Here is an 11,714-nt window from a genome sequence, read left to right as displayed (position 1 = left end):
TTATCAACGTGCTGCCGACCGGGCGCAACTTCTACTCGGTCGACCCCCGCGCGCTTCCGAGCCCGCTGGCGTGGGATACCGGGCAGCTCATGGCGGATTCACTCCTGCGACGTCATAAGGAAGATACGGGCGAGTACCCGAAATCCGTGGGCCTGTCTGTGTGGGGCACCTCCGCCATGCGCACCAGCGGCGACGACGTGGCCGAGGTCTTCGCTCTGCTCGGCATCCGGCCGCGCTGGGACGAGGCGTCCCGTCGTATCGTCGGGCTCGAGCCGATTCCGCTCGCCGAACTCGGCCGGCCCCGCGTCGATGTCACGGTCCGCATCTCCGGCTTCTTCCGCGACGCCTTCCCGCATGTGCTCGCCCTCATCGACGACGCGGTGCGCATGGCCGCAGAGCAGGACGAACCCGCGGACTCGAACTTTCTGCGCGCCAACGTCGACGCGGATACGGCCGCAGGCATCGATCCCGAGCGGGCCGCCGACCGCGTGTTCGGTTCGAAGCCGGGCACCTACGGCGCGGGCATCCTGCAGGCGATCGATACGGGAAACTGGCGCGACGATGCCGATCTCGCCGCCGTCTACACCGAGTGGGGCGGGTACTCGTATGGGCGCGGCCGCGACGGCGTGCCCGCGGGCGCCGACATGCAGCGCGTCTACGGACGCATCGATGTGGCGGCGAAAAATGTCGACTCCCTCGAGCACGACGTTCTCGACTCGGACGACTACTACCAGTTCCACGGCGGCATGGTGGCCACGGTCAAGGCGCTGCGCGGGTCGGCACCTGCGGCGTATGTCGGTGACTCGACCCGGCCGGATTCGGTACGCACGCGGTCACTGCTCGAGGAGACCTCCCGGGTCATCCGTGCGCGGGTTCTCAATCCGCGGTGGATCGAGGGGATGCGCAAGCACGGCTACAAGGGCGCGTTCGAGATGGCGGCGACGGTCGACTATCTCTTCGGCTTCGACGCGACGACCTCGGTGATCGACGACTGGACCTACGATGCGGTCACCCGCGAGTACGTCCTCAATCCGGAGAACCGCGCGTTTCTCGAAAAATCCAACCCGTGGGCGATGCACTCGATGGCCGAGCGGCTTCTCGAGGCCGCCGATCGTGGCTTGTGGGCCGAACCGGATCCGCAGGTGCTCGAGGATCTGCGTGAGGCGTTCCTCGATGCGGAGGGGACGATTGAGGGCGGGGAGCAGTAGCTGCCGTGTGTGGTTTACGACTCGCGCCCCGAGCGCCCATGCCGGTACGTCATAATTGAACACATGCCACAAAAATCGATTTCGTCGGTAGATGCTCGCCAGCTCGGGCCGACGTTGATTCACGGGGCACGCGTGCTCAGTCCCGCCTCGCGCGACGCGACCTCGCTCGCCGTCGATAACGGCGCCGTCGCATGGATCGGCCAGGACGCTCCGGGCCCCACGCTGTTCCCGGACGCCGCGTCCGTCAACGCTGCCGACGCATGGTGCGCGCCCGCGTTCTTCGAGTTCGACGCCGCCGCGGATGCGGGCGTGGACGCGTCCGCCGCGGCCCTGGGCGTTGTAAGAATGACGTCGGACGCTCCCGTTTTGCAGGCCCCCGGCTCCGCCGTCATCGATTCGTTGGTTGCCGGGGACCTCGACAAGCTCACGCTCCGCGCAGATTCGGCGGCCGGCGGGCTGCAGGGCGTTCTGGACTTCCTCGATGCCGCCGCCGAGAAGGCAGGGCATGTCCGCGTGGCTGGGCGCGCTCCGGCGATCGTGGGACTCGGGGCCGCCGATCTCCGCGCGATCTCCGCCGAGCAGTCGGATGCACTGGCGAAGTACGGAGTCTCACTCGTCGTTGCGCCGCTGCTGGGCGACGGGGTGTCCGGGGCGGATCTCATCGGTCTCGCGGCGGCCGGAATTCCGTTGGCCGGAACGTGCTGGGACGGCGCGGAATTCCGGCCCTGGGATGCGCTCGCCACGCTCACCGGTGTGTGCGACGCGGCAGCGTCTCCGGCGCGTGCCTTGTCGCCGCGCGCAGCGTTCACCGCGGCAACCCGCGGCGCGGTTCGCGCCTTTATCGGGCAGGGAAGTGGCCTGGGTGTCCTGCAGCCGGGTGCGCCGGCAGCATTCGCACTGTGGAACACCGGCGAGCTCGTCGCTAAAGCCGCGGACGACGCCGTGCAACGTTGGTCCACCGATCCTCGGTCGGGAGTCCCACCGATGCCGGATCTAGAAGGGCCTGCTCCGACGTGTCTTGCGTTGGTCGATCGCGGGGAGGTGCTCTTCGATAGCGGCGTCCTGGGCGCGGCCCCGGGATCGGGATCGGAGCAGGCGCTATGAGCCGGGGAAAGAAGCCGATCGCAACGAAGAAGGCCAAGGGAAACCCCGAAGCCGTCGAGCTGACCAGCGGCTACTCGCACTTTCTCACGCTGCTACGGTTCGGCCTCGCCGCCCTCGGCGGTGTGCTGGTGTTCATGTCGTTCCCGCCGGTCGCCTGGTGGTTCACGGCGCCGTTCGGTATCGCACTGTTCATCGTCTCGCTGACCCCTTGGGATATGGGCCCGAAGCCGAAGCGGGACAGCAAGTTCGAGCGCCACACCGCGCATATTCCGGGATCGTGGATGTCCATCGGTCTGGGCATCGTATTCGGCATGGCGTTCTTCGGTCTTCTCCTGCCGTGGGTGGGCATGTACGTCGGCTGGTACGCGGCGGTCGGCCTGTCGTTCGTGGAGTCGCTCTACACGGCGCTTTTCGCGCTGGGAGCCTCGCTGATGCTCCGCGTGCTGCATCGCTCGACGATGACCACGCTCACGTACCTGTCCACGGCGCTGTTCCTACCGGCATGGTGGCTGGCCACCGAGTTCCTCCGCTCGTCGTGGCCGTGGAACGGTTTCCCGTGGGGCCGACTCGCATTCGGTCAGGCAAACGGACCGCTCGTGTTCCTCACACCGATCACCACGACGCCCGGGCTCAGCTACCTCGTCGCTCTCATCGGCGCGACGCTCGCGATATTCGTCGTCGCGTGGCAGTGGCGCCACGTCACCGCGCCGAGTAGCTATCGCGCCCCGATCACGCTCACGGGATATGTGCTCGTGCTTCTCGCGGTGACGATCGGCCTCTCGTTCACGCCGATGGCGAGCGGCTCCAAGCATCCGGATGATCAGGTGCCGCTCAACGTCGCGGCCGTGCAGGGCAACGTTCCGCGCACGGGCCTGGATTTCAATGCCCAGCGCTTCCAGGTCCTCCAAAACCACGTCGACGAGACTCTGCGCCTCGCCGACGATGTCGCGGCCGGGCGCGCCGAGCAGCCCGACCTCGTCCTCTGGCCGGAAAACGCCGCCGACGTCAATCCCGTTTATAACGAGCACGCGCGCGAGCTCGTCGACGAGGCCACCGACGCCATCGACGCCCCGATCATCGTGGGCTCGGTCATTCCGACCGGAACCGAAGAGAAGCCGTCGGCCACCAACTCGATGCTCGTGTGGGAGCCGGGCAAGGGCGAAACCGCGCGGCACGACAAGTACTTCGTCCAACCATTCGGCGAGTGGCTCCCGTGGCGCGGATTCTGGGAATCGATATTCCCCATCGCCGAGCGCGCTGGATACTTCGAGCCCGGCCCACCCGACTGGACACTCCGCATCGGCGACACGAAGATCGGGGTGGCCACCTGTTTCGAGATCGCGTTCACGCGTGCGGCGACGGACGCCGTCAATGATGGCGCCCGGATCCTCACGGTGCCGACCAACAACGCGACGTTCGGCGAGTCGCCGATGACGTACCAGCAGCTCGCCATGAGCCGTGTCCAGGCCGTCGAACACCACATCCCGGTGGTCGTTGCCTCGACCAATGGAGTGTCGGCCGTGATCAACGAGCGCGGGCGGATCGAATCGGAGACGGAATTGTCCACCGCCGATGTTCTCACTGCATCATTCGGCGACGTCCCCACTGGTACGCTCGCTACGCGGCTTGGACCCAAGGTCGAATACGTCCTCGCGTTCTTCGGGCTTCTCGGGGCGCTGGGCGCGATGTTCGTGCTCAATCGACTTCCGACCCTCGAGCGTCGCCGTCGCAAGAGCACCGTTTAGGAAAGAGGGAGAATGAGCAACGCCGAATCGTTGGTGATCATGCCGACATACAACGAACGGGAGAATCTTCCCTCGATCATCGAGCGCCTGCTCGTGGCGGTTCCCGATACCGACGTCCTCATCGCCGACGACAACAGCCCCGACGGCACAGGGGAGATCGCCGACGAGCTCGCGGCAGGCGACGCCAATGGCCGGATTCACGTGCTCCATCGCAAGGGCAAGGAGGGACTCGGCGCCGCATATATCGCCGGCTTCCGTTGGGCGCTCGAACGCGGCTATCGCGTGATCGTCGAGATGGACGCCGACGGCTCGCATCCGCCCGAATCGCTTCCCACGCTCATCGGCGCCGTCGAGCAGGGCGCCGATCTCGCGATCGGATCACGTTATGTTCCGGGCGGCAGAATCGAGAACTGGCCGCTGAGCCGGCATCTCATCTCGCGCGGCGGCAACCTGTACTCGAAGATCATGCTCGGCGCCAAGGTCAATGACATCACCGCCGGCTACCGCGCCTACAAGGCCGACGCGTTGGCGTCCCTCGACTTCGATAGCATCGACTCCGCTGGCTATTGCTTCCAGATCGATATGACCTGGCGCCTACGCCAGGCGGGATGCCGCATCGTCGAGGTACCCATTACTTTCGTAGAGCGTACAATCGGTCAGTCGAAGATGAGCGAATCGATTTTCCGCGAGGCTGCGGTCAACGTCGCACGTTGGGGTTTCGAGCACCGCGTCTCACAAGTGCGTTCGCTCTTCGGGCGCGAGTAGTCGGCCGGTTCACGGCCCCGCGAAAGGAGCTTGCATGCACGATACCCAGTCCGATCCCACCGAGTTCTGGGAAGATCTATACGCCGGGAAGTCCCGGTGGAGCGGCAGCCCGAATCCCGTTCTTGTTGACGTCGTCGGCGCTCTTCCCCCGGGGCGGAGCCTCGACCTCGGCTGCGGGGAGGGAGCGGACGTCCTGTGGCTCGCCGGCCAAGGCTGGGACGCGACCGGCGTAGACATTTCGCCCACGGCAGTGTCGCGCGCTCGCGCGAACGCGGAGGAGATTCAGGGTTCGATCCCGGGCTCGGCCACATTCGACTCCGGAGATCTCGCGCCGTGGCTGACCCGTGCGCGGGTGGAGTCTCTCGGCCCACTCGATCTCGTGACAGCAAGTTTTTTCCAGTCTCCACTCGACGATTTCGACCGCGTCGGAATCATCAACCTCGCCGCGGAGATGGTGCGCCCCGGAGGGCATCTGTTCGCGCTCAGCCACTTCGCTCCGCCGGATTGGGCGCCGGCCGAGCATCGGGGCCACGGACAGATGCCGACACCGTGGGGCGAGGTACTCGACTTGTCCGTCCCCGCCGGTTCCTGGACCGTGCAAATCAGTGAGGTCCGCGAACGCGAGGCGACCGGACCCGAGGGGCAGATCGGGCGCATGAAGGACACGGTGGTCCTCCTGCGCCGCGAGCGCTGAGCACACCCGCACGGCCCTCAATAGCTGGGACCGCGAAATAGAGAACGGCGGGCACCGAAACAATTCGGTGCCCGCCGTCATTTATCTAAAAGCAGCATGCCCCGGGAAGTGCGGCAGCTAGCGGCTGCCGGCGCGGCGACGCTTCTTGAGCACGTCTAGGCGTTCCTTGAGCAGGTCGTCGAGCTCGTCCATGGAGCGACGCTCGAGCAGCATGTCCCAGTGGGTACGCGGCGGCTTGACCTTCTTGGACTCGGGCGCCGGTCCGTCGAGCAGCTTGCCCTCCTGGCCGTTCTTGCACATCCAGGTGCCGGGAATCTCCGCCTCGTCCGCGAAGGGGATCTCGTAAATATCGCCGTTCTCGGTCTGGTAACGGGCGGTGCGACGCGGAGCGAGATCGTGGTCTCGGTCCGTCTCGTAACTGACCGCACCGAGGCGACTTCCGCGCAGTACTCGATCTGCCATAAATGGGCTCCTTCGCTTGGTGCCTAGATGTTTCCAGCTTGTACAACGCGCGATGCGGGTCAATTGTTCCCGCTGCAACTTCCCGCGGGGCCGTGAGCCCTGCGTGCACGCGTATAACGTCTCCGCGTATTGTAGCCGCCGTGACCGACGAACAGCCAGACTCCCGGGCGGGGGACGACGCCGAGACGCACCACGGCGATGTCGCGCCATGCCAGTGGTGTGGTCGTCCCGTGTCACAGCCATCGAGTGGGCGCCGCCGGAAGTACTGCAAGCGGTCCTGTCGCCAGCGGGCGTACGAACACCGTCAAATGACGTCGCGGTTGCACCTTCCCGAGGGGACCGTGGTCCTCACGGAAGCCGAGGCCACCTCGATTGCCGAGCGCGCGTTCATGCTTCGCTGCGCCGCCGAAGATCTCCAGACGGCCGTGGACGAAGGCGCGAGCACGAAGGAGATCGGGGAGCTCGCGGCCGAGTTGGTGCGCAGCGCCCGCGAAGCCGAGCGGATCAGATGACCACGTCGGCGACTTCCGGGCACACGCGAAAGCAAGTGCTCTATCCGCGCTGGTTCGTCGCCCTGCACGCCCTCACCAACCGTTGGAAACTGCGCGATTCCGGACTGATCGGGGCCGCGGTCCTCGCATGGATCTCGTTCATGCCCTCGCTTCTGCCGCGAGTCTGGTATTTCCAGGGTTTGATCACAGGGATCGCGCTCTTCACCGGTTACCTGCTCGCGATAATCATCCGCAGCATTCACCTGCGCTACGTCGCCCCACAGATCACCCTCACCGACCGCGTGCGCCGAGCGGGCGATTCGGTCATCTATTGGTCGCACAAACTCATTCCGTTCCTGGTCATCGTCTACGTCGTGATCGGCTCGATCTCCGCGGTGCGATGGCAGGACCAATCCGCGGCTCTCGTCGACGCGTCGACCCAGCCGTGGCTGCTCTACCTCGGCATCCCCGTCATTGCACTCGCCGTGTTTTTCGTCCTCCTGACCATCGGCAGGGAAGTGGTCTGGCTCATCGCGTGGGTGTCGCGATTCCTGCAACGAACGCTTCGCATCCCGCGACCCGCCGCGCGTTTCGTCGGCATTGTCGCCGTGGTCATCCTCGCGCTCGGACTGGGTCAGGGCGTCGTCCTTCGCGCATTCTTCGAGGGGGCGAACGTGCTGTTCAGTGCACAGAACGACAACGCCATCGAGGGCGTCTCCAAGCCGGCGGAGCCCGAACGCTCGGGGAGTGACGCGTCCGTCGTCGATTTCGAGGACCTCGGCATGCAGGGCCGCCGGTTCGTCGACGGCGGGCTGCGCGCCGACAAACTCTCCGCGCTGCTCGGTGAGGACGCGAAAGAACCGATCCGGCTGTACTCCGGTATCGAATCAGCATCCGATGACGACGGACGTGCCGCGCTCGTCGTGGACGAGCTCAACCGCACCCGCGCCTGGGAGCGGGAATCCGTGGCGATCGTCCCCACCACCGGCACCGGATGGATCAATCCGAACGCCGCACAGGCCATAGAACTACTCGGCGCAGGAGACACGGCAATCGTCGGCACTCAGTATTCGTACCTGCCGAGCTGGATTTCGTTCCTCGCGGATCAGGACAAAGCCCGAGCGGCTGGAAGTGCGCTGGTCAGCGCTGTGGCGGCGTGGCGAGATTCTCTCCCCGCCGATGTACACAAACCGAAACTCTACGTCTACGGAGAGTCGCTCGGCACTCTCGCCGGGGAGGGCGCCTTTTCTGGTCTTCGCGATATTCGTTCAACGGTCGACGGAGTGCTCTGGATGGGACCGCCGAACTCGAGCACGATCTGGAACTCCCTGGTCTCACGAAGGGATCCTGGCTCGACTGAAGTGGAACCGGAATACGCCGACGGGTTACTGGTCCGCTTTACCGACGACCCGGCCGAGTTTCGCGAGGGAGTGGGAGAGTGGCTGTCACCCCGGATTCTCTATGTACAGCACGCCACCGATCCGGTGGTGTGGTGGAACAGCGATCTTCTCTTCGAGCGACCCGATTGGCTCGAGGAGGAGCCGGGCGCGGGGCGCCATCCGGACATGACCTATCTTCCCATCGGTACGTTCTGGCAGGTCACCGCAGATCTCGGCAACGCGGTCGGTGGCAGCCAGGGTTACGGGCACCTGTACGACAGCGAGATCGTCGACGGTTGGGCGACGATCACAGAACGTCCGGGCTGGAACGAGCAAACAGCGGAGAGATTCCGGCAGCTGCACGACGAGGCTATGGCTTCCCAGCCTCGCGGCTAACTATCGCTCCGTGATGCGAATGCTTGCTGCCAGCTGGGCCAGCAGGGCGTCGATTCTCGTGTCCATGTCGCGCCCTCCGGCACCGATTTCCTCGGACGCATTGATCATGAGACTGCGAACTTTTTCGATTCGTGCATCGTTCCAGCTGGCGGCGTCGAGTGTGCGGGTGCCGATGAGCATGTAGCCGATATTGGCGATTTCTCGACCGTTGTGAACAGCGTCCGAGCCGCCTTCCTCGGTGGTCACGGCACCGGTCACCGAATCGAGCAGTCGGAGGTCGGTGTACAGCGATTCCCGTGGTCCCGGGTCGTCCGGCGCCGAGATGAAGGCGGCAGCCGAGCGTAGCGTCCGGGACGTTTGGGCGCGAAGTACCTTAGCCGGCATCGAGCGTCCGAACAACCAGATGGCGATGAACGCCGCAACGACGCCGATTACGGTGTCGAGGAGGCGTTCACCCATGATCGGCCACGGATCGTCGGGGATCTGCCCACCCACGGAGATCAGCAGTGCAAGAGGAGTAATGAATAGCGTGGCCAACGCATACTGCTTGGCGACGAAGAGCTCGACGAGCAATTGCAGGGAAACGAGGATGACGACCAGCACCCATGCCGTGGGCGAGGACCAGACGACCAGCGTGAACAACCCGATTCCGAGGATCGTGCCCGCAAGGCGGTTGACGGCCCGGTACGACTGAATGATTCGGGCACCGCCCATGTGCAGGGCCACCGCGGCGAACGCCGTCGACCAATAGATGTGTTCCCCCTCGAGCGCGAGGGTCACGATCCCGGCGATAATCGTCGCCACGGCGACTCGGGAGGCGGTCACCAGATTCTCCGATGGCCATGAGAGCGCGTGGGACAGCAGGACTCTCGCCTTCGGGCGGCCGCTCGAGGCCCCCGCAGAACCCACCATTCGGTCGATCAAGCCCGAGGAAGAGGCTGTGTCCAAGCGATTGCCCGTGAAATAGTGCGCGGCGGCGTCACCAAGTCGGACATTGAACTTGTGTTCGGCGCTCGCGATGTCCTCGCGAAGCGCGGTCAGCGTCCTCATCCTTCGACGCGCCCAGGGGGCTCGGGGGAAGAGGGGAGCGGCATCATCCAATGCGGTCCAGGCACCGTGGAGTGCCGCCGACGCCTTCCGCTGAAGAGCCCTCGCCGGCTCTCCTGGCTCGGACTCTTCATACGTGTCGACCGACGTGATTGCAGCGCGGACCGCCTTTTTCTCCGGCAAGTGCGGTTGTAGTGCAAGCTCTGCCATGGTCCCGACGACGGCGACTGCGCCGCCGACCATCGTCATTATCAGCACGTGGCCGGCAGGCATATCGTGCTGATAAACCATGTAATTGACCACGCCGCAACCGAGCATTAGAAAGTATGCGGATGGCGGACCAACCACGAGCGCGGTACACGCGAAACTCGCCGCAGATGACAACACGATTACTGCAACGAGCAGGAGTGGCGCGCTGTCGCCGACGGCGATGCCGAGAAGCGCACACACGAATAGCGCGAGCGCGACACCGGAAACGACGATAAGGCGTCTCCGGTAAGGAGCATCCGGAGCGTAGAGGACGGCAAAAAGGCCGAGGCTTGCAAGAAGCGCGAGGTCGAAGCGCCCAAACGCCGTGAACGCGGAAAGAGTGATCAGCTGGACCACGGCCACCTTGATGGCGGGGCGTCGCCTCGACGGAATACTATTAACGCTGAATGCTGCACCTAGATGTCGGAGAATTGCGGTCACGTGTGTACCGTACTCCTCACGTCCCGAATGTCCGCAGTAGGAAGGGAAGTGGCTCTCCATAGCCTGCCCATTAACCCCTGCATTGCGAGTTCAGTATCGGCCTCGACGAAAGTGGTCTGACCATGGAAAACCTCCTTCTTCCCACACAGATTTCCATCGCCGCTGCAGCGGGCACGTTGCTTCTGGGGATGCTGCTCGGCATTTGGAAGTTCTTCGGCATGGCCACCAGCGAGAACGGCTTTGCACACCCTTATGTCGACATCGCCCATCGTTCGGCACTGATGTATGCAACGGCGACGTTGATACTTGTTCCTCTTGCTCAATTCAATGAGTGGTCAACCACGGCGAACACGATCGCCGTGTGCATCGTCGTGTTCCTCTTCGTGGCGAACATCCTCAACTACGCATTCCACGGTTGGAAAGAGGACACGACGAACCAGGTTCATCCGGTAACCCCACTGGTGATCGGCGGCATCATCGTGATTATCGTCGGGGAGATCGGAGGAGTCGGATTCTTGCTCACCGGCTTTCTCTCCACCCAGTTCGGCTAGTTCTGTGCCAGCGGGGTTTCGCGACGATCGAGCGTGCGTTGGAGAAAGGCCAGGTCGAGCCAACGCCCAAATTTGACGCCGACCTGCGGCATCCGCCCGACGACCTCGAATCCGAGTTTCTCGTGTAGCCCTATCGACGCCGAGTTACTGGCGTCGACACCCGCGACCATGACGTGAATACCCGACTGCTGAGCACGCTCGATGAGCTGTTCCATGAGCATCGTTCCGATGCCTTTACCGTGCTGATCGCTGCGTACGTATACCGAATGCTCAACTGTCTGCCGGTAGCCGTCGAATGGACGCCACTGCGAGAAGGTCGCGTAACCTAAAACGTCGTATTCATCTTTTGGCGAACTACACACAAGTACAGGAAACCCTGCATTCGTGCGTTCCACGAGCCATCGAGCGCGGTTATCCTGGTCTACAATCTGGTCATTCCAGATAGCCGTTGTGTTTTCCACGGCGTCGTTATAGATAGCGGTTATCTCCGCGACATGCTCGGCGTTGGCGTCGTGTATCTGCATTCGGTCCTCGATTCTCGCGCGTAGCCCAAGGCTAGATCTCGAAGAATACCCGTCGGCAACACGCGTGGACCCCAGGCGGCCGACCGTCCCAGCTCTACACATTCGTCACTGTGACGTATTTACAGTACACTCGGAGTCAACGGGGACGCGGGGCCGAACATCCATTCCGCCCATTCCGGACAGCAAGTGGCGGAAAATGCGCCCGCCTCAGGACAGTGACGACATTGGCCCGAACATCGGATCGCCGGCATCGACCATTTCCACAGAAAGCCCGTACCGCTTGATTCACTGATGAAATTACGGTCGACACGCAGAGAGCAACACGTCGATCAAACCCAACAGGAATCAAACGGCGACCGCCAGACACTCACGGAAAACGATGAGGACCCGGCCGAGATATTCAACCAGCAGCAGGCGTGCGCGCGAGCGATTCAAGATCGAATCACCGCGCAGGGAGCAAACAAAGAACGCAACAGTGCACCACATTTGAGAAACAAGCCCGAAACCACGTTCTCCCAGTTAGGCATTTCGCCGATAATCTACATTATGTAAAGTAAACTGATTCGACGCTGACGAGACTCCGTCGGCACCATATCTCCGCTCTGCGTGCATATAGCCAAGGCGCCGCGCGGGACTCTCATCCCACGCGGCGCCTTGG

At 63.8% G+C, this 11,714-nt stretch carries 11 protein-coding genes; 8 read left to right on the top strand and 3 right to left on the bottom strand.

Annotation, left to right across the window (positions count from 1 at the left end; all coding sequences use genetic code 11):
- The 5 genes from K8V11_RS13585 to K8V11_RS13565 form a co-directional block, all read left to right on the top strand.
- The coding region (locus K8V11_RS13585) for a cobaltochelatase subunit CobN (protein WP_303915372.1) at window positions 1-1,208 on the top strand (1,208 nt) is incomplete at its 5' end.
- A 63-nt stretch (window positions 1,209-1,271) separates the two neighbouring features.
- Entirely contained in the window at window positions 1,272-2,312 is a 1,041-nt protein-coding gene (locus K8V11_RS13580; protein ID WP_303915371.1) for an amidohydrolase, read from the top strand.
- Entirely contained in the window at window positions 2,309-4,057 is a 1,749-nt protein-coding gene (lnt, locus tag K8V11_RS13575) for an apolipoprotein N-acyltransferase (RefSeq protein ID WP_303915369.1), read from the top strand. Before K8V11_RS13580 ends, lnt begins: the two co-directional genes overlap by 4 nt.
- A gap of 12 nt (window positions 4,058-4,069) precedes the next feature.
- Window positions 4,070-4,822, top strand: a complete 753-nt coding sequence (locus tag K8V11_RS13570) for a polyprenol monophosphomannose synthase (RefSeq protein ID WP_303915366.1) — start codon at window positions 4,070-4,072, stop codon at window positions 4,820-4,822.
- Window positions 4,823-4,856: 34 nt separating this feature from the next.
- Window positions 4,857-5,516, top strand: coding sequence for a bifunctional 2-polyprenyl-6-hydroxyphenol methylase/3-demethylubiquinol 3-O-methyltransferase UbiG (locus tag K8V11_RS13565; protein ID WP_303915363.1), 660 nt, complete (start codon window positions 4,857-4,859; stop codon window positions 5,514-5,516).
- Window positions 5,517-5,633: 117 nt separating this feature from the next.
- Here the strand turns inward: K8V11_RS13565 and K8V11_RS13560 are convergent, their stop codons facing one another.
- Window positions 5,634-5,978, bottom strand: coding sequence for an RNA polymerase-binding protein RbpA (locus tag K8V11_RS13560; RefSeq protein WP_067471235.1), 345 nt, complete (start codon window positions 5,976-5,978; stop codon window positions 5,634-5,636).
- A 230-nt stretch (window positions 5,979-6,208) separates the two neighbouring features.
- On the opposite strand from K8V11_RS13560, the gene K8V11_RS13555 reads away from it, so the two are divergent.
- Window positions 6,209-6,490 carry a hypothetical protein gene (locus tag K8V11_RS13555; protein WP_303915375.1) on the top strand — a complete coding sequence of 94 codons (282 nt, stop codon included), beginning with the start codon at window positions 6,209-6,211 and terminating at the stop codon, window positions 6,488-6,490.
- Window positions 6,487-8,244: an alpha/beta hydrolase gene (locus tag K8V11_RS13550; protein ID WP_303915359.1), complete on the top strand. Its 1,758-nt coding sequence runs from the start codon at window positions 6,487-6,489 to the stop codon at window positions 8,242-8,244. Before K8V11_RS13555 ends, K8V11_RS13550 begins: the two co-directional genes overlap by 4 nt.
- Here K8V11_RS13550 and K8V11_RS13545 read toward each other — a convergent pair whose 3' ends face one another.
- A complete protein-coding gene (locus tag K8V11_RS13545) occupies window positions 8,245-9,897 on the bottom strand; it encodes an FUSC family protein (RefSeq protein ID WP_303915356.1) in 1,653 nt (550 codons plus the stop codon).
- A gap of 206 nt (window positions 9,898-10,103) precedes the next feature.
- On the opposite strand from K8V11_RS13545, the gene K8V11_RS13540 reads away from it, so the two are divergent.
- The gene (locus K8V11_RS13540; protein ID WP_303915353.1) at window positions 10,104-10,532 is read left to right on the top strand and encodes a hypothetical protein; all 429 of its coding nucleotides are present in this window, start codon (window positions 10,104-10,106) and stop codon (window positions 10,530-10,532) included.
- Here K8V11_RS13540 and K8V11_RS13535 read toward each other — a convergent pair.
- Window positions 10,529-11,056, bottom strand: coding sequence for a GNAT family N-acetyltransferase (locus K8V11_RS13535; RefSeq protein ID WP_303915350.1), 528 nt, complete (start codon window positions 11,054-11,056; stop codon window positions 10,529-10,531). The two genes, K8V11_RS13540 and K8V11_RS13535, sit on opposite strands and share 4 nt — an antisense overlap.
- Window positions 11,057-11,714 lie beyond the last annotated feature (658 nt).

The sequence above is a fragment of the Dietzia timorensis genome (genome assembly GCF_020742175.1).
In the GTDB taxonomy this organism is placed as follows: Bacteria; Actinomycetota; Actinomycetes; order Mycobacteriales; family Mycobacteriaceae; genus Dietzia; species Dietzia timorensis_A.
Note: the sequence above shows the minus strand (reverse complement) of the source record. Positions and strands in the feature narration are given on the sequence as shown.

Excerpts from the sequence above, each read along its gene's own strand:
- lnt (WP_303915369.1), top strand. The coding sequence starts at position 2,309 with ATGAGCCGGGGAAAGAAGCCGATCGCAACGAAGAAGGCCAAGGGAAAC.
- K8V11_RS13550 (WP_303915359.1), top strand. The coding sequence starts at position 6,487 with ATGACCACGTCGGCGACTTCCGGGCACACGCGAAAGCAAGTGCTCTAT.
- K8V11_RS13560 (WP_067471235.1), bottom strand. The coding sequence starts at position 5,978 with ATGGCAGATCGAGTACTGCGCGGAAGTCGCCTCGGTGCGGTCAGTTAC.
- K8V11_RS13535 (WP_303915350.1), bottom strand. The coding sequence starts at position 11,056 with ATGCAGATACACGACGCCAACGCCGAGCATGTCGCGGAGATAACCGCT.
- K8V11_RS13580 (WP_303915371.1), top strand. The coding sequence starts at position 1,272 with ATGCCACAAAAATCGATTTCGTCGGTAGATGCTCGCCAGCTCGGGCCG.
- K8V11_RS13565 (WP_303915363.1), top strand. The coding sequence starts at position 4,857 with ATGCACGATACCCAGTCCGATCCCACCGAGTTCTGGGAAGATCTATAC.
- K8V11_RS13540 (WP_303915353.1), top strand. The coding sequence starts at position 10,104 with ATGGAAAACCTCCTTCTTCCCACACAGATTTCCATCGCCGCTGCAGCG.
- K8V11_RS13570 (WP_303915366.1), top strand. The coding sequence starts at position 4,070 with ATGAGCAACGCCGAATCGTTGGTGATCATGCCGACATACAACGAACGG.